Below are 16,918 nucleotides of genomic sequence, written 5' to 3' on the forward strand. Positions count from 1 at the left end.
GGGTAGGGTGTAGGGGGTAGGGTGTAGGGGAAAACGGCGTTGGACAGAGCTTGAACTCCGAAGGGCGCAAGCGTCTTGACTCATACGGGGCTTGTGTCAATAGCGGTTGTTGGGGCTATTTCTTTTCCACACCCGACATCCGACACCCCGCCACAACGAGGCTTTGTCAATAATTCTTCCTTGTCTTGTTCGTCCTGGAATTCTAAGAGGCTGAGGACTGTAATTTTGCGAGTTGTGCTAGCACCTCTGTGCTATGAATCGATGGGTTGACTTTGACAAATGTCTCGCGCAAAATTCCCTGAGGGTCGATGATAAAACTGTGGCGCATAGATACAAAACCAATCCAAGAACCGTAAGCTTTACTGACTGCGCCAGTAGTATCAGCCAACAAGGGGAATTTTAGCCCTTCCGAATCACAAAATTCTGCGTGAGAGTCAACATCATCAGCACTAACGCCAATAATTTGAGCGTTTTTCTCTAAATATTTAGGTAAATCTTGCTGAAAACGACGAGCTTCGATGGTGCAACCAGCAGTAAAGTCTTTGGGATAAAAGTAGAGAACCACCCATTTACCATGCAAGTCAGATAAGGAAATTTTGCCATCACCTGTATTCGTTGGCAGAGTAAATTCTGGTGCGGGTTGATTAATTGCAGGAAGTTTGCCACCTAAAGCACTAGCATGAGGGGCAAAATTCAACCAACTAATGAGAGTAAGACAAGTGGCAAATAATATGCTCAAAAAAGTGCGACGGAACATCATCGTAAAGATCGAAAATACAACTTTACATAAGTTTACCTTGTCTAAAAACTTTTGAAAGTGCTGAGTCACCGAAGTTGCAAGTGAGTTGCGACTGGTGTTGCTGAGTGAAGAATTGCCTCCCCCAGCTCCCCCAGCGTTTCTGCCCCTTTACCCTCTTTATCTAGTGCCTACAAATTTTTAATCAATACTTAGTTAATATAAGTCGGCTTTGATTTTGATTTTTCCTACAGCCCTGCCGACTTTCTCCCATTCTCTAGCTGTATCAGGGTCTTGCCAATCGTTTCTTAAATCCTCAGCTTTTTCGTAACAGACTTGAGAAAGTATATCTAGTACACCGGAGATACTCATACCATCAATCATCGTTTTTATATCGTTTTTGTCGTACATGTTTACAACTCCACAGCAATATTCTGTCAAACTAGTTAAAAAAAGTTGTTATTCACCATGTTCGGTTGTGATAATATCCGAAATCATCATATTTTTACATATTGCTATAGAATGAGATACAAAACTACGTTGACTTTAACTGGATATATTTTTGTTAAGTTCACATCCTAATGGGGATCGAGCAAAATACTGGATATTTCAAGAGATACTCGATGGAAAGAACAAGGGAATATTTCCACATTATCTTTTTATGATTTCATTTTTATAACTGGGAGTTTAGGCAAAAGCGATCGCTTTGCCAACGTTAAGAGCGATCGCACAGACGCGATTAATCGCGTACAATCGTCAGTTGCCCAGAATCAGATTCAAGATGAACCAAGTCGCTGTATCCTCAAACTGTTACCTGATTTTCTGCATAGATATATTACTTTATGTCTTCTGGACAAAAACTGCGGCAGTTACTCGCGCGTTCTGAAATTATCGTTATTCCTGGTGTCTATGATTGTCTGAGTGCCAAGCTGGCCGAACAAATAGGTTTTGAAGTAGTGGCTACCAGTGGTTTTGGTATTGCTGCTTCTACATTGGGTTTGCCAGACTACGGTTTTCTCACTGCTACTGAAATGCTCTACAGTGTAGGGCGAATTACTCAGTCAGTAAATATTCCTCTGATTGCCGATTTGGATACTGGCTATGGCAACGCTTTGAATGTCATGCGAACTATTAAAGATGCTGTGCCGTTAGGAATTGCTGGGGTACTTTTAGAAGACCAAGAGTGCCCGAAAAAGTGCGGTCACTTTGAAGGCAAGCGAGTGATTTCTATGGCAGAACATGTCGGAAAAATTCGGGCAGCAGTAGAGGCGCGTGGTGAAAGTGGTTTGGTAATTATTGCTCGCACCGATGCCCGCGGCCCGTTGGGTTTAGAAGAAGCGATCGCCCGCGGTCGAGCTTACATTGCAGCAGGCGCAGATATACTATTCGTAGAAGCTCCTCAATCTGTTGAGGAACTGCAAACTATAGCCACAGCATTTCCAGATGTACCACTGGTAGCTAATATCGTTGAAGGCGGCAAAACTCCCCAACTTTCTGCCTCCCAGTTACAAAATTTCGGCTTCAAAATTGTCTTTTTCCCCCTCACTGGCCTGTTGGCAGCAACACAGGTGATGAGTGCTTGCTTCCGTCATCTCAAAGAGCAGGGAACTACAGCGAATTTTCCCGAATTAGTTAACTTTAAAGATTTTCAAGAACTCGTCGGCGTTCCCAAATATCTGCAAATGGAGCAAGATTTTAAATCTTAAACAGTTAAGAGACATCGGAGTGAAAATCAATTCTGCATTACCCAAAACCCTTAGTAGGGGCGAACGGCCGTACTCTACGAGAATGCTAAGAGCGAATGCCCTTACATCATTTCTGGAGATGTCTAAGAGTTTGTTTGAATAGAATTCAAGTTTTAAGAATTGTGGAGAGTGGTATTCAGACATCAAACTCTCCTTTGCATTCCACCATGTCTGAAATGTAGGTCAACAGAGGCTTTCAGAAATTTTGCAATCTTGTATCTCATTTCCAACTAGCGAACTGTTTCTCGTATTGATTCTGCATCAATGGGCTTAATTAGATAAAGCCGCAACATATGCCAGATAATTCCGATAATTGGGGGAATTTTTTGGAAGAACCTCACAATCTTGGGACGGTTACTCTTATTAATCTCCGCCAGTTTCAGATTGTTTTCAGAACACTGTTCTAGCCGCCAGAAAAATGTCGGTTCATTGGTGTTCAAGATCAGGGGAAATGCCCGTGCTGAGGTGTTATTTGTCTCTTGAATGACTTTGTTATTGTATTTGCGCGGATGTATGCCAATAGATTCGTAGAATGTTGCCCGTTCAAATACTGTCATTGTGTGGGTGACAAACACTGTTAGCAAGAAGAAACGCACCCACAACCGTGCAGTCCAATTGTTCCATAATTGCGGTTGCGTAGACGCTTTGCGGCTTGTCGTCAGACATCGCAGCAGTACTTTAAAGAAATCCCCATGTCGGTTTTCGTCCTGACACCAACTCTCAAATTTGCGGAAGAGCGGATAAAACTGGTATTCTGGATTCGCCTGCATGTGACGATGCACTAAGATATAGCGCCAGTAACCAATTTTCTCTGATAAATAGACTGTATAAATAACCCACTCTGGCGGGAAAAAGGTATATGTGCGATTTTTGGTTAAATAGCTTAAGTCTAGGGAGAGATTTAAATCTGCCATTGACTTATTCAAAAATCCCGCATGACGTGCCTCATCCCGCGCCAAAAAATTAAAGGCATCTGCCAATAGGGGATTTTTATCTTTGAGTTGGCGAGATAACTCTTTGAACAAAAGAAACCCAGAAAACTCTGAAGTGCAAGAACGTTCTAAGAAATCAATAAAAGCCCGGCGCTTTTCTCCAGTAATACCATCCCAATTCTGCTGAAATTCTTCATCGCGCACGAAGTGATGGCGGTTATAGTCAGCACGTAACTCTTCAATAACCGCCCGTAACTCAGTCTCATTTACCGAAATATCTAAATTCGCCACAGCCTCGAAGTCAGTAGTGTAAAACCGAGGTGTTAACAAAGTTTCCCGAACAGGCGCTTTAATACCTGGCTTCAGCAATTGAGGTTCTGGGGTTTCGAGAGACTTGACCATGAAACTCCTTTATATTGTTTTATGCTTTTAAAGTTATATAAGCATAAATGATTGTTGCAACACATCAGTTAAATTATTGAAAAGCAATTTGAGAGAAATAACCTCAGAGCTTGGGTTTAAGCTGTCTGGCTTAGGTAGCAGAGGAGGCAGAAGTTGTACAGACGCGATTAATCGCGTCTAATGGCTAAAATATAAATAAATATTAATAACTTTATAACTATGCAATTATTAATAGTTAAATGGATTTTGTGAGAAAAAAATAAAAATAGTTGGGATCTGTATCAGCAGTGATACTTGCTAGATAGAGCGATGCAGATCCTCCATAAACATACAATAACAATTTTCTAAGTCTGGCATTGACCGAGATTAGGGACTAGAAAGTTAAAACAAAGGAATCTTTTGCCTTTTTAATTTTTACTTTTGACTTTTTAATAGCCAATACTTGCGCTTGAACATGAAGGAAGCAACAATGAGTAGCGATCTAGCTGGCAAACTACGTTCTGGCACGCAACAAGCTCACACAGCAGCAGAAAATGTAGGATTCATGAAATGTTTTCTCAAAGGGGTTGTAGATAGGGACTGTTTCGCCAAATTTTTAGGCAACTTGTATTACATCTATAGCGAATTAGAAGCGGCAATAGCAAGCCATCAAGAGCATCCAGTAATTGGTGCAATTTACTTCCCAGAGTTGAATCGTCAAGCTTCTTTAGAGAAAGATATGCTGTTTTACTATGGGAATGATTGGAGAAAGCAAATTACCCCTTCAAAAGCTGCTCAAGCCTACATTGCTCGGATTCAAGAATTGTCTGCTAGCGAACCTGTTATGTTGATAGGTCATACCTATACTCGCTACATGGGCGACCTTTCTGGGGGTCAAATGTTGCAGAAAATTGCTCAGTCAGCCTTGAAGTTATCTGGTTATGAAGGCACATCTTTTTATAATTTCGAGCAAATTCCTGACAAAAAAGCATTTAAGGAAAAGTATCGTCAGGCTCTGAACGCACTGCCTATCGATGATGTAATGGTAGAACAGATTGTTACAGAAGCTAATAACGCCTTCCAGTTCAATATGCAAATAGCTCAAGAACTAGAGGGAAATTTAATCAAAGCCTTTGGTCAAGTATTGTTTCATAGCCTGACTCACTCTTGAGTGCTGAGTTAGGAGACGCGATTAATCGCGTCTGTACAAGAGTGATTAATTGCGTCTGTATAAGAGTGATTAATCACTCTTGTACAGGAATTAGTAGTTATCTCCCCCAGCCTCTCCATCTCCCTACCCTTCATACATCTATTGGAAAGCAACTCAATGGTTTTTTTATCACCTGGTGTCAAATTCGATCTGGATACGATCAAAAAGTATGATACTCCAGCGCCTAGATACACCAGTTATCCACCCGCTACAGAGCTACGCGAAGGATTTACCGCTAGCGATTTTGAAACTGCGATCGCCGCTTCAAACCAAAGAAAATCTCCTCTATCTTTATATTTCCACATACCCTTTTGCCAAAGTGCTTGCTACTTCTGCGGGTGCAATACGGTAATTTCTAGCAACAAGAAAATTGCTGAACCTTATGTAGAGAATTTGGTTCGAGAAATTAAAAACACATCAGCCTCGATTGATACTGATAGAAAGGTGCTTCAGATTCATTGGGGTGGTGGTACGCCCAATTACTTGGAGCGCGCCCAAGTAGAATTATTATGGAAAAATATAACTCACTGCTTCAGCATCGATCCCCAAGCAGAAATTTCGATTGAGATTAATCCCCGTTATATCGATAAAGATTACATTTTTTTTCTGAGAGATATTGGATTTAACCGTATTAGTTTTGGCATTCAGGATTTTAACCCTCAAGTACAAGCAGCAATAAATCGCGTCCAGCCGGAAGAAATGCTGTTTAATGTCATGGATTGGATTAAAGCAGCCAAGTTTGAAAGTGTGAATGTAGATTTAATTTATGGTTTACCTTATCAAACTCTCCAGACATTTCGGGAGACAATAAAAAAGACCGTTGAATTAGACCCCGATCGCATTGTTGTTTTTAACTTTGCTTATATCCCGTGGTTGAAGCCAGCACAAAAAAATATTCCTCAAGAAGCATTACCTCAACCACAGGAAAAGTTAGAAATTCTCAAAATGACGATTGAGGAATTAACGAATAGCCAATATGCATTTATTGGGATGGATCATTTTGCGAAATCTACCGATGAACTAGCGATCGCCCAACGCGATCGTACCCTCCAGCGCAACTTCCAAGGCTACACAACCCACGCTGAAACTGAATTATTTGGGTTTGGTGCGACATCTATCAGTATGTTAAAGGATGCATACTTCCAAAACTACAAACAGTTAAAAGATTATTATCAGGCAGTTGCTAAAGATATTTTACCAATTAGTAAAGGCATTAAATTGACACAAAATGACATTATCAGACGAGATGTCATCATGGGTATTATGTCTCACTTTCAACTGTATAAGCAAGATATTAATAATAAATATCACATCAATTTCGATGAGTATTTCTCTTCCGAACTACAGGCATTGCAGCCGCTAGAAGCTGATGGACTTGTTAGTGTTTCCAAAAACCACATCCAGATTACAGATGTCGGCAGACTACTGGTAAGAAATATTGCCGTTGTCTTTGATACACATTATCAAACACGAGACAAACAATTCTCTCGTGCAATTTGAGTAAATCGGTATTAATATTTCAAGCCATGTTAAGAAACATAAACGTAGGGTGTGTTATGCCGTAGGCTAACGCACCGCCAGAGATTTACGGTGCATTGTGCTATGCGACAACGCACCCTACATCAATTTATATTTGTTCGCATACATTGAATTTTTCTCGCCGACTTACTTAATTGCAAGCAAATCATTATAAAATATACCTAAAGATAGATAATAAAAATATTCAAATATGAATTACATATTGATGTTCAAGTAAGATTATCAACATGAAAGACTACATGACAATTAGTAATTTGTCTACGATAAATTTGCAATAATTTTAACAAAAAATAAAGTTTAACTATAAATTATAACGAAATTTCTTCTCTACCTTTTGACTTTAGCATTTCCCTCATCAGGCGGAAATTCTTATGAAGAAGGATTGCTAATCTAAATACAGATGAGATTTCGAGGAAGTGTATGAATATCATTGCTTGGGTAATATTAGGATTATTGGCTGGTGCGATCGCTAAAGCTATTTATCCGGGTTATCAAGGTGGTGGCATCCTTTCGACAATGGTTTTAGGTATTGTCGGTGCTTTCATTGGTGGTAGCTTGTATTCACTATTGCAAACAGGGACTCTGCAACTTACTGCTGCTGGACTAACTCTTCCTGGTCTTTTTATTGCGGTAATTGGTGCAATTATTGCCATTTACCTATGGGGATTGTTGAGAAGAAGTAGTAACGCCTAGTTTAAATATGTTGTCAGAGATGCCAAAAACCAACTTGCCTAGGGAATGCATCTACTTTTAGAAACCTCAAAGTTTCATAACTAAGAAAAAATGACATTCAAATTACTTGATGTCAATTTTTTTTGAGAATAGCATAATTATGCTATGTGAAGGATTTTAAATTAGGTCAGTAATTTAGAGCAAAATACACAGTAAAAGCAGAACAATTTATCCTTCTGACCATTATTTGTTGTTGAATTTCATTGAAGTGACGCTTTATGTTTTTTCACAAAAAAGAGCCGATTCATGTTGTAAACGTTAGCGAAGCTAACCCTCGTTTTGCTCAGTTACTTCTAGAGCAGTTTGGTGGGGCAACCGGAGAACTATCAGCAGCTCTGCAATATTGGGTACAGTCATTTCATGTCGAAAATGCTGGAATCCGAGATATGCTGCAAGATATTGCCATTGAGGAATTCAGCCATTTAGAGATGGTTGGTAAACTCATTGAAGCTCACACTAAGAACACAGATCAAACTGATGCTTTTAAAAGCACTTTATTTGCTGTTAGAGGTATAGGTCCTCACTTCCTAGATAGTCAAGGTAACGCCTGGACTGCGAACTACTTGAATGAGGGTGGAGATGTTGTACGCGATTTGAGAGCTAACATTGCAGCAGAAGCTGGCGCTCGTCAGACTTACGAAGAATTGATTAAGCTGGCAACCGACCAAGGAACCAAAGAGACTTTAGTGCATCTGTTAACAAGAGAAATTTCTCACACTCAGATGTTTATGAAGGCTTTAGATTCTCTGGGCAAATTGACAGATCCATTCTTTGGAAATATTCAGCCTGATGAAACTGTTGCTCTCTATTACAACCTATCTACAAATGGCAATGGTAAGGATGAGCGCGGCCCTTGGAATTCTGAGCCAACATTCAAATACATAGCCAATCCGCTTGAAAGTCATTCTTAATTGAATGCAATTGAGCGAAAGTTTAGGTTGTCCTAAACATAAATGTTTTTGCCAGATTTCAAGTAAATCTCTTCAATTAACTTAATTTCTCCTCTTTAAGACCTGCGATCCTAAACGATGGAGAGGAAACTGAGTCAGACGACATTTATAGTCTGGCTCACTTCATTTAGGATTGCTAGAATTAGATAGAGTTGAAAAATAATTCAAAATGCAGAATTCAGCAATCTTGAGCATAGAATATTCAGACCTGCCAATTAATGATTGAATCCAATTACTAACCATAAATATATAAAGCGCAAATAATAGTTAATTCAAAGATTGAACTTAGATTGATTTTAAATTGGTGTGGATGGGCAAATTTCAAAATCACAATTGAGATTTAGGAGTTTACGTTGTGATTGTCAATCCAACGCAAAATGGTTGGTAAATTATCTATCACCGCGCCCATGCTTTGCTAGCCGCTCAGTTAGCTGGACAATGGAAACGCAAAAATGCTCCAGCACGTTTATATGAAACGATCGCAGCAATTTCCCATCATGACGATTTAGAGAAAGAATGGGAAGGTAAGTATCTAACTGAAGGGGGAGCGCCTATGGATTTCACCCTCAGCCCATCAGGCTCTATCAAACCTGACTTTTCCCGTTATCTTTCTATCACAGTGATCGCGATCAGGAGTGCTATCCTAAAAGTCCTGTTTTCCCGTTGTTATATTCTCATTAAACGTCTTTTATTGACAATATACTTGTGGGCTGAAACCCTTACTATATCCATGTTTCCAGACTTAACGGGAAAAGTCAGCTATCAAACCACTGGTAGATTTGACAAAAAATGCTCTTTACCGAGGACGGTAGGTAGCTCTGTTAATTTCAATGCATATGAGCCGTTTGAATGAACCAAAACGCGGTAAGTCAAAAGAAATGAACGGATTTCTAGACGAACAACTGCAAAATCAGCAAAGTTGGCGTAAGGAACTGGGTATTGAAAAAGAGAAAGTAGATGCAGCGTATGCATTCATGCAATGGTGCGATCGCCTTTCACTCATCCTTTGTATGCAACAATTACCTGAAGATGAGAGATTTTTAGAAATTAGTGAAGGCCCAGACGAGCAACGCTACGATCTCAAGCAAGGCAGTGATGGCTTGGTTACTGTCCAACCTTGGCCGTTTGAAAATGAGCGGTTTACAGTCAATATCGAAGCTTGTAAGCTGGAACAGCTAAAATTTGAGAGCAACGACGAACTGACTCAAGCACTCCAAAACGCTCCCATTAAAGTATTAGAGTGGATATTCGTTAAGAGTTAGAACGCTTGCTGATTGTCTGCAAAATGTATTTGATATCAAGTTCGCTTAATTACTTATAATTCAAAATTCTCCGCGTCCCCGCGTCTCCGCATCCCCGCGTCTCCGCATCCCCGCGTCCCCGCATCCCCGCGTCAGTCTAAATGATAAGTCTTTAACCGGACATGATATGATTTCTCTCTCTGTACGCCAAATCAAAAAGCGTCTAGAAGTGTTGCCTTGTTTCCACCTCAGACGCTTTTTACTTTTAACTTACTCCTCACACAAGTCGAGAATATCACTAGTGTTAACGAATATCGAGTATATTGTGTGACACTTTACCAAGCGTACATTTATACATCAAATTAAAAAGCGCCTGAGAGTGTTACCGTGTTTCCACCCCAAACGCTTTTCACTTTTAACTTGCTCCTCACACACAATTAGAGATTACCATCTATTTTTTTAAATGACAAGTACTATTTCTTAAATTTTTATTAATTTCATCCACAATTTTTCTACCAAAATTAAAAAGCGCCCAGGAGTGTTGCCGTGTTTCCACCCTCGACGCTTTTTATTTTTAACTTGCTCCTCACACACAACTAAAGGATATCACCTATTTTTGGAAATTGCAAGTATTATGAGTGACACTTTATCAACTGCACTATTTCCAGGATCGATATCAGTGTAAAAAGTGACGTACACCAGTTAACACCATTACTAAACTTAGTTCATTAGCAGCAGTGATAGAATCTTTATCGCGTAAGCTTCCCCCTGGTTGGACGATGGCAGTAATTCCTGCTGCTGCTGCGGTTTTCACGGAATCATCAAAGGGAAAAAATCCATCGCTGGCGAGAGTTGCCCCTTTGACTTTTTCTTTGGCTTGTTCTAGGGCGATTTTAACTGAGCCGACGCGATTCATTTGACCAGCACCGACACCGAGAGTAGTGCGATCGCTTGTCACAACTATGGCATTAGATTTTACATGTTTGCAAACTTTCCAGGCAAACAGCAATTCTGCTAATTCATCAGCAGTGGGTTGTCGTTCGGTAACAATTTGCCACTGACTAGTGTCGGCAATAATATCATCGGCAGCTTGAACGAGAAAACCGCCTGCGATCGCTTTCACTGTATCTTTAGGGCCACTGCTCAAATCAGCTAGAGTCAAAACCCGCACGTTAGATTTTTTCGCTAGGATTTGTTGAGCATCTGCATCACAACTAGGTGCAACCACACATTCTAAAAACGTCTTAGTTAACTCGCTGGCGGTAGCAGCATCAATTGGACGATTTAAGGCGACAATACCACCAAAGGCAGAAGTAGAATCGGCGTTAAATGCTTTTTGGTAAGCTTCTACAATCGTGTTGCCCAATGCTGTACCGCAGGGATTAGTATGTTTAATAATCGTAGCGGCTGGCGTATCAGTGAATTCTGCAATAATTCGGCGTGCAGCTTCTAAATCGACCAAGTTATTGTAACTGAGTTCTTTGCCTTGAAGTTTCGTTGCAGCAGCCCATCCTGTTGGCGTAGTATCAATTTGATACCAAGTCGCGGGTTGGTGAGGGTTTTCGCCATAACGCAGAGATTGTAATTGTGTGCCACTAAGATTGTAGTTTTCTGTGCCTGCGAGGTAAGATGCGATCGCTTGGTCGTAGCTAGAAGTATGCAAGAAACCCTTTAAGGCCGCCTTTTGGCGAAACTCTAAAGATGCTTCACCGTTATTTTGCCGTAATTCTTGCAAATACTCGTCATACTGTGCTGGATCGCATAATACAGTTAGATGTGCAAAGTTTTTCGCTGCTGCCCGTAACATCGCCGGGCCGCCAATATCAATTTGCTCCACAGCTTCAGCCAATGTCACCTCTGTAGCAATAGTTTCCTCAAAAGGATAAAGATTTACTACCACTAAATCAATCGGGCGAATTTGGTTATTTTCTAAATCTGTAATGTCTTGGGGAAAATCCCGCCGTGCCAAAATCCCGCCATGAATGCGAGGATGCAGCGTTTTCACTCGACCGCCTAAAATTTCTGGAGAACTCGTATAATCAGCAACCTTGGTAACTGGGAGTCCAGCATCTTTGAGTGCTTGGGCTGTTCCCCCACTGCTGATTAAATCAAAATCGAATTCTTCAACCAAACTACGGGCTAGGTCAATTAAACCAGTTTTGTTAGATACACTCAGCAGGGCTAGACGCGCCATTAATCAATTCCTTAAAATTAGGCTAGAAGCAAAGGATCTCAAGTTTTGCATAAGCCTTGGCTCAGTTCAAGACCATTAAGGATAATAGCGTTAATAACTATCTGGTCATCAGTTTTATCAATTAATGTTGCTACAGATGGCAAGATATTCTACCAGGGCGACATCTATTACTCCTCTTCTTCTTGCTCTTCCATAATATCTAATTGACAATATATTCTTCATGATATTTGCGCTGTTCTAGTAGCCTGTCTACTGAAGACAACAACGCATTACTTGAGTTCTTTGGAGGCGATCATACTACACTAATTGCTAATTTTATTCATGAAATCAATCCCGATAAGGCAACAATTCCTCTGCGACAACTACACGAGGCAGCAGTATTTGCTGGTATAACTTCTGCTCAAGTCGGTAAAATTAACGTCCTAGCTTTGGAAGGAAATCCAGGTATTGGTAAAACTACTGCTGTGATGAAATTTCTTAAACAGCAAAAGCAGCAGTCTCAAGGTTTCTTATTTTTGTATCTCAGTCCGCGAGTTGTTATTAATCGAGATGTTATCGACAAACTTGCTAGAGAAAACGATCGCTCCACTGGGATATTAACCATCACCAGCAATAAGAGGCTGTCTCTAAAGAAATGTAAAGATAGCAAGGATTATGAACTTCTACCAGAAATGAGTGAGTCCATAATTTACACTGTCATGATTCGTTTGATGTTGAAACGTCTGACAAAACCTCATTCGACTACTTCATAATCATTTACAAACAGCTTCTGACGATTGACTACTTTTGCAACAGATTTACTCAATGTCTTCACAGCGGATTAATAGCTTTTCCATTGACTCTGCAAGGGAAATCAACTCTGTCCAGGAGGAACCACTAACTAAATTTTGGGCGTGAGCTAATCGGTTTCGCAACTGTTCGGCAGATTTTAAGAAGCGTTCGCCAAAACGTTTTGATTTCAATTCCAGTTGTTGGAGAAGTTCTGGTTGATTTAATACCAACTCTCGTTTATCACAAAACTGAAGGTAGTCTAACAAATCTGTTGCTTCGTTTCTTTGCTGACTCTCTCGCCATAGACGTTGAGCAACTTCTAAACGTTCGGGTTTGAGGACTTTTTGCCAAGAATCTTGGGGATAATAAATTCGCACCAACCGCAGCAGATTCATTTCTAATAGTGTCACCAAACCAAATAGCAGCATTCTTGCTGGTGCTTTCTGCAAGTCGCCACAGGTAACAATCCCACTTACTTGATTGCAATCTAAGACAAATAATCGCGGAGTTTGTTGCAGGATGGGTAGCAACTTAATTAGAGGAGTGGAAATGGCGATAAGTTCTTTAGGATGAAACACTCGTTGATAATCGCTGCATTTACCAGATTTAGCTTGCATTAAACTGAAGCGTTCAATATAGCCAGTGACAGTATCTCCGGTTTCAATGCCAACAACATCAAAATCCTGTACCTGCATCCAATGTAGCACCTCTATTACTTCTGCCTCAGCCGACACAGCTTTTAGAGGTTCTGCTACATATTCAATTGTGATGTTGTTCTCAAATAAACTCCGCAGGTCTTGGGAACGGGATTTTAGATGTTTCATCTGCCTTTAGCCATAAGACATTAGCAGGATAAGTATTTCATAGAAGCTTACCTCGTGTCGGTGCAAGCTATAAACTCCTGTATATGCCATCTGACTGGAGTTTAGCGAAAAATTTCAAGCTAATCCTTGTTTTCGTTAATTGCAACAATCTTATCGATGAAGCAAACGCTTAAGAGTTTCTTGTTCTGTGTTACTATATCAGGTCTAAAACTCTATATTTATCTTAATAATTCTGCTTCAAACTCTTCTGTGACTTTGCAGAAAACCGTATGCTTTAAAAATAAAAATAATCTGACAATTTATAAAGCTCATAATAAAAGTATAAGTCTTCCGCAAAGCATGAAGTTTATCAACCCCATTATGCAAATGGGGAGTGAGGTAATAAGTATGATTCATCACATATCTATTTCTGCTCAAAACCCCCAGCACGTTGCCCAGGTTTTGGCTGAAGTCTTGAATGGACAAGCTTTTCCCTTTCCTCCTAATCCAGGCAGTTATATGGTTTTCGCTTTTGACGAATACGGCACTGGAATTGAAGTTTATCCTTTAAAAACTGAGTTGATACCTGGAAAAGAAAATCAGCCGTGTACTTTTGTTGAGGCCGATATTTCTTCTGGGTTTACAGCTACTCATGCAGCTATTTCTGTCTCTTCTACTCCGGAAAAAATCGAGCAAATTGGAAAAAGGGAAGGTTGGAGAGTATTGCGTTGTAACCGTAACTCTTCATTTGAAGTGATTGAGTTTTGGTTAGAAAACAAAATTATGTTAGAACTACTTACACCAGAAATGGCTGCTCAGTATTTAGCAATTACACAGCCCAAAAATTTGCAGAAAACCTCTAACGAAGCTTCATTAAAAAGCCACAGTCATACACATTAAGATTTCTTTTGGGGAATTGCTGCTTCAATTCCCTCAACATACCAATCCATTGCCAATTGTCCTTTATCATCTAACACTTTACCTTTTGGTACTCGCACCACGCCCTTTTGGTCTTTCACCGGGCCATCAAAAGGATGAGCAGTACCTTGAATTAATTCCTCGCGCTTCGCGTTCACTAATTGCTGTATATCGCCAGGAATTGCCTGATTCATAGGCGAAAGATCCACCATTCCTTGAGCAATACCATCCCAAACCTCTTGAGACTTCCACGTACCATCGATCGCAGCCAAGGCTCGATCTGTATAAAATTTGCCCCACTTATTAATAGCTGAGGTTAAATGCGCTTTTGCACCAAACTTACTCATATCAGTGTTGTAGCCAAAAGCATAAATACCTTTTTCCTCAGCTAGTTGCACAGCAGCAGCAGAGCCAGTATGCTGAGTTAGCACATCTGCACCTAAATTTACTAAGGCTTGGGCTGCTTCCCTTTCTTCACTTGGATCGTACCAACTTTGCACCCAAAGCACCCGAACTTTTGCTTGGGGATTTGTTGCTCGTAGTCCTTGAGCAAACGCACCTATACCTCGAATTACTTCCGGAACTGGATATGCACCAATAAAACCAATGATATTGGATTTTGTCATCTTGCCAGCAATCATGCCAGTTAAGTACCGCGTTTCTTCAAAACGTCCTAAATAAGTACCGACATTGGCAGTGTGCTTGTATCCGGTGCAGTGTTCAAAAAAAATATCAGGAAAGTCTTTGGCAACTTTGATTGTTGCGTCCATGTAGCCAAAGGAAGTTGTAAAAATTAATTTGTTGCCATCTAATGCAAGTTGGCGAATTACTCTTTCAGCATCAGCAGCTTCGCTGACATTTTCTACAAAGGTAGTTTTGATTTTATCTTGAAGATTGGCTTCCATTTCTCTACGACCTAAATCGTGAGCATAAGTCCAACCAAAATCTCCCACAGGCCCCCCATAAACGAATCCGACCTTTAGAGGTTCGTTAATTGCCACAGGCGAAACTGAGGGGTATACCTCACTTTGTGAGTTAATAGTTCTACCCTGAGTACAGCTAGCAAAAGCTAAACCTGACCCCGTTAAAGTGGCATACTTGAGAAACTTACGACGCTCCATATTTATCGATTTCTTCTACTCTCTCAAAAAGCGTTTTCTGTTTACTGGTAGCAAAAAATATCTTGAACTAGAGGCTACCTGCGTACTGAAAAAATTAGTTAATTTAGTATAGTAATGACTTATATTATACAAAAATTTTGTTACGGCTATTTTCAGGTAAATAAACCACGATGTAAGAGCATTCTTGTAGGTTAGGGTCGTTCATCCTACAATAAATTGCGGTTCAAATAATTGAAAACTGCTGTCAGACCTGAAAATAAGTATTTTTAAATACAATAAATTGGATAATTGGGAAGCTGGAATAAAAATTACAACTGACAACTGAATAAAAAAGCTCCCTCAGAGTTGCTGAGGGAGGTGTCACAAGGAGCGTTTTCTGGTAACTATGCAGGATTAGGTTGGTATTTTCTTTGTAATAGTTGGATAATCGCAGCTTTTTCTAAAATTCCAACTAGTACTCCATTTTCACGAATCACAGGCAGCGCGGATAAATTTTGCTGTTCGAGTAGCTGCACTACTTCCGACAAAGGCCGATCCGATGTGACTGTGGTGGTTTGTGCAATGGGTCGCATGACTTCTCTAACTTGAGTTTCTGACCACAGTGTTGTAGGAATGGTTCGCAAGTCATTAACTGCGATCGCACCTACTAATTGTCCTTCATTATCTGTCACTAAGAACTTACGCCAGTCTTGAGCGCTGATTATTTGTTCGTCGGCAAACTCTCTCAGGCTAAGATTCGCAGATACAATTGGACTGTTGGCTGTAACAGCATCTGCTGCTGTCAAACCTGTGAGTTGTTCTTGCACTCTGGCATATTGAGCCGCATTTCCGGCATTTTGCAATAAGAAGAAACCGACTAACAAGTTCCAGAAGTTAGCAAAGCTGCCAAACAACAGTAGCGGTAGTAAACCAGAAGCAATAGCCACCCAACCGAAGATTTGCCCAACTCGACCAGCAAAGGTCATACCTTTATAGGGATTGCCTGTAATTTTCCAAACCAAGGCTTTGAGGATATTACCACCATCTAAAGGCAAACCAGGAATTAAGTTAAATAACGCTAGTGCCAAATTAACAGCAGCTAAAACACCGAGAATAGCAGCTAACGGGCCTGATGCGGCAGTGGTAACACCAATTGCTGTAAAGATACCGCATAATAATAAGCTAACTAAAGGGCCGGCGATCGCTACCCAAAATGCCTCAGCTGGAGTTTCCGACTCTTTTTCTAAGCTTGCCAAACCACCAAATATAAATAGTGTGATTGATTTAACATCAATTCCTTGGCGAATTGCAACAAAGCTGTGTCCTAATTCATGGGCGACGACAGAGGCAAATAACGACAACGCTGTTATCAATCCCAGTAGCAAAGCTAATCCTCCAGATAATTGAGGAAATTGCGCTGCTAGCCCACTGCTATAACTCCAAGCAACCAAGCCCAGAACTAAAAACCACGAGGGATGGATATAGAAGGGAATTCCGAAGAGATTACCAACGCGAATTGTGCCATTCATGTCGTTCACCTTTGATTTCATTGCGAGAGATTTACTTTTGCTGCTCTCAATGTCTTTAGTGTAACGAAATGTTAAGGCAATTTAATCTTTGTCGCGGTCGTAGTGTCCGCCCGTGAAGGTGCGGATATTAGTAAAAG

The 16,918-nt window shown here is 40.4% G+C and carries 14 protein-coding genes and 2 pseudogenes; 9 read left to right on the plus strand and 7 right to left on the minus strand.

Annotated elements, in window-relative coordinates; translation table 11 throughout:
* Positions 1-202 precede the first annotated feature (202 nt).
* Together I8752_RS18130 and I8752_RS18135 are read right to left on the minus strand one after the other, a co-directional pair.
* Positions 203-760 (minus strand): peroxiredoxin, encoded by a 558-nt coding sequence (locus I8752_RS18130; RefSeq protein ID WP_214433706.1) that lies wholly within the window; start codon positions 758-760, stop codon positions 203-205.
* Positions 761-952: 192 nt separating this feature from the next.
* Entirely contained in the window at positions 953-1,147 is a 195-nt protein-coding gene (locus I8752_RS18135; RefSeq protein WP_214433707.1) for a hypothetical protein, read from the minus strand.
* Between the two features lie 431 nt (positions 1,148-1,578).
* Between I8752_RS18135 and I8752_RS18140 the strand changes: the two genes are divergently transcribed.
* Positions 1,579-2,442 carry an isocitrate lyase/PEP mutase family protein gene (locus tag I8752_RS18140; RefSeq protein WP_214433708.1) on the plus strand — a complete coding sequence of 288 codons (864 nt, stop codon included), beginning with the start codon at positions 1,579-1,581 and terminating at the stop codon, positions 2,440-2,442.
* A gap of 269 nt (positions 2,443-2,711) precedes the next feature.
* Here I8752_RS18140 and acsF read toward each other — a convergent pair whose 3' ends face one another.
* Positions 2,712-3,815, minus strand: a complete 1,104-nt coding sequence (gene acsF, locus I8752_RS18145; protein ID WP_214433709.1) for a magnesium-protoporphyrin IX monomethyl ester (oxidative) cyclase — start codon at positions 3,813-3,815, stop codon at positions 2,712-2,714.
* Positions 3,816-4,284: 469 nt separating this feature from the next.
* Between acsF and I8752_RS18150 the strand changes: the two genes are divergently transcribed.
* The 6 genes and pseudogenes from I8752_RS18150 to I8752_RS18175 all read left to right on the plus strand — a co-directional run.
* Positions 4,285-4,965 (plus strand): biliverdin-producing heme oxygenase, encoded by a 681-nt coding sequence (locus I8752_RS18150; protein WP_214433710.1) that lies wholly within the window; start codon positions 4,285-4,287, stop codon positions 4,963-4,965.
* Between the two features lie 156 nt (positions 4,966-5,121).
* The gene (gene hemN, locus I8752_RS18155; protein ID WP_214433711.1) at positions 5,122-6,504 is read left to right on the plus strand and encodes an oxygen-independent coproporphyrinogen III oxidase; all 1,383 of its coding nucleotides are present in this window, start codon (positions 5,122-5,124) and stop codon (positions 6,502-6,504) included.
* Between the two features lie 459 nt (positions 6,505-6,963).
* Entirely contained in the window at positions 6,964-7,236 is a 273-nt protein-coding gene (locus I8752_RS18160) for a GlsB/YeaQ/YmgE family stress response membrane protein (protein ID WP_214433712.1), read from the plus strand.
* Between the two features lie 257 nt (positions 7,237-7,493).
* Positions 7,494-8,186, plus strand: a complete 693-nt coding sequence (locus I8752_RS18165) for a manganese catalase family protein (protein WP_214433713.1) — start codon at positions 7,494-7,496, stop codon at positions 8,184-8,186.
* 427 nt (positions 8,187-8,613) lie between these two features.
* A pseudogene (locus I8752_RS18170) lies at positions 8,614-8,796 on the plus strand (DUF3891 family protein); the annotation flags it as partial.
* Between the two features lie 205 nt (positions 8,797-9,001).
* A pseudogene (locus tag I8752_RS18175) lies at positions 9,002-9,487 on the plus strand (DUF3891 family protein); the annotation flags it as partial.
* A gap of 655 nt (positions 9,488-10,142) precedes the next feature.
* Here I8752_RS18175 and purH read toward each other — a convergent pair.
* On the minus strand, positions 10,143-11,660 hold the full coding sequence (purH, locus tag I8752_RS18180) for a bifunctional phosphoribosylaminoimidazolecarboxamide formyltransferase/IMP cyclohydrolase (RefSeq protein WP_214433715.1): 1,518 nt from the start codon (positions 11,658-11,660) through the stop codon (positions 10,143-10,145).
* Between the two features lie 227 nt (positions 11,661-11,887).
* On the opposite strand from purH, the gene I8752_RS38615 reads away from it, so the two are divergent.
* Positions 11,888-12,412: a P-loop NTPase family protein gene (locus tag I8752_RS38615; RefSeq protein ID WP_404827099.1), complete on the plus strand. Its 525-nt coding sequence runs from the start codon at positions 11,888-11,890 to the stop codon at positions 12,410-12,412.
* Between the two features lie 45 nt (positions 12,413-12,457).
* Here the strand turns inward: I8752_RS38615 and I8752_RS18190 are convergent, their stop codons facing one another.
* Positions 12,458-13,255, minus strand: coding sequence for a hypothetical protein (locus tag I8752_RS18190; protein ID WP_214433716.1), 798 nt, complete (start codon positions 13,253-13,255; stop codon positions 12,458-12,460).
* A gap of 387 nt (positions 13,256-13,642) precedes the next feature.
* On the opposite strand from I8752_RS18190, the gene I8752_RS18195 reads away from it, so the two are divergent.
* A complete protein-coding gene (locus I8752_RS18195; protein ID WP_214433721.1) occupies positions 13,643-14,134 on the plus strand; it encodes a hypothetical protein in 492 nt (163 codons plus the stop codon).
* On the opposite strand, the gene I8752_RS18200 is transcribed toward I8752_RS18195, so the two are convergent.
* Positions 14,131-15,273, minus strand: a complete 1,143-nt coding sequence (locus I8752_RS18200; RefSeq protein WP_214433717.1) for a BMP family ABC transporter substrate-binding protein — start codon at positions 15,271-15,273, stop codon at positions 14,131-14,133. The genes I8752_RS18195 and I8752_RS18200 overlap by 4 nt on opposite strands.
* Positions 15,274-15,656: 383 nt before the next feature.
* A complete protein-coding gene (locus I8752_RS18205) occupies positions 15,657-16,781 on the minus strand; it encodes a site-2 protease family protein (protein WP_214433718.1) in 1,125 nt (374 codons plus the stop codon).
* Between the last annotated feature and the right edge of the window lie 137 nt (positions 16,782-16,918).

This window comes from Dendronalium phyllosphericum CENA369 (assembly GCF_016056275.1).
In the GTDB taxonomy this organism is placed as follows: Bacteria; Cyanobacteriota; Cyanobacteriia; order Cyanobacteriales; family Nostocaceae; genus Dendronalium; species Dendronalium phyllosphericum.

What these genes read in the sequence shown, in the direction of transcription:
- I8752_RS18200 (WP_214433717.1), bottom strand. Translation starts at nt 15,273, where the DNA reads ATGGAGCGTCGTAAGTTTCTCAAGTATGCCACTTTAACGGGGTCAGGT.
- I8752_RS18205 (WP_214433718.1), bottom strand. Translation starts at nt 16,781, where the DNA reads ATGAATGGCACAATTCGCGTTGGTAATCTCTTCGGAATTCCCTTCTAT.
- I8752_RS18195 (WP_214433721.1), top strand. Translation starts at nt 13,643, where the DNA reads ATGATTCATCACATATCTATTTCTGCTCAAAACCCCCAGCACGTTGCC.
- I8752_RS18130 (WP_214433706.1), bottom strand. Translation starts at nt 760, where the DNA reads ATGATGTTCCGTCGCACTTTTTTGAGCATATTATTTGCCACTTGTCTT.
- acsF (WP_214433709.1), bottom strand. Translation starts at nt 3,815, where the DNA reads ATGGTCAAGTCTCTCGAAACCCCAGAACCTCAATTGCTGAAGCCAGGT.
- I8752_RS18165 (WP_214433713.1), top strand. Translation starts at nt 7,494, where the DNA reads ATGTTTTTTCACAAAAAAGAGCCGATTCATGTTGTAAACGTTAGCGAA.
- I8752_RS18190 (WP_214433716.1), bottom strand. Translation starts at nt 13,255, where the DNA reads ATGAAACATCTAAAATCCCGTTCCCAAGACCTGCGGAGTTTATTTGAG.
- I8752_RS18140 (WP_214433708.1), top strand. Translation starts at nt 1,579, where the DNA reads ATGTCTTCTGGACAAAAACTGCGGCAGTTACTCGCGCGTTCTGAAATT.
- I8752_RS18160 (WP_214433712.1), top strand. Translation starts at nt 6,964, where the DNA reads ATGAATATCATTGCTTGGGTAATATTAGGATTATTGGCTGGTGCGATC.
- I8752_RS18150 (WP_214433710.1), top strand. Translation starts at nt 4,285, where the DNA reads ATGAGTAGCGATCTAGCTGGCAAACTACGTTCTGGCACGCAACAAGCT.
- hemN (WP_214433711.1), top strand. Translation starts at nt 5,122, where the DNA reads ATGGTTTTTTTATCACCTGGTGTCAAATTCGATCTGGATACGATCAAA.
- I8752_RS18135 (WP_214433707.1), bottom strand. Translation starts at nt 1,147, where the DNA reads ATGTACGACAAAAACGATATAAAAACGATGATTGATGGTATGAGTATC.
- purH (WP_214433715.1), bottom strand. Translation starts at nt 11,660, where the DNA reads ATGGCGCGTCTAGCCCTGCTGAGTGTATCTAACAAAACTGGTTTAATT.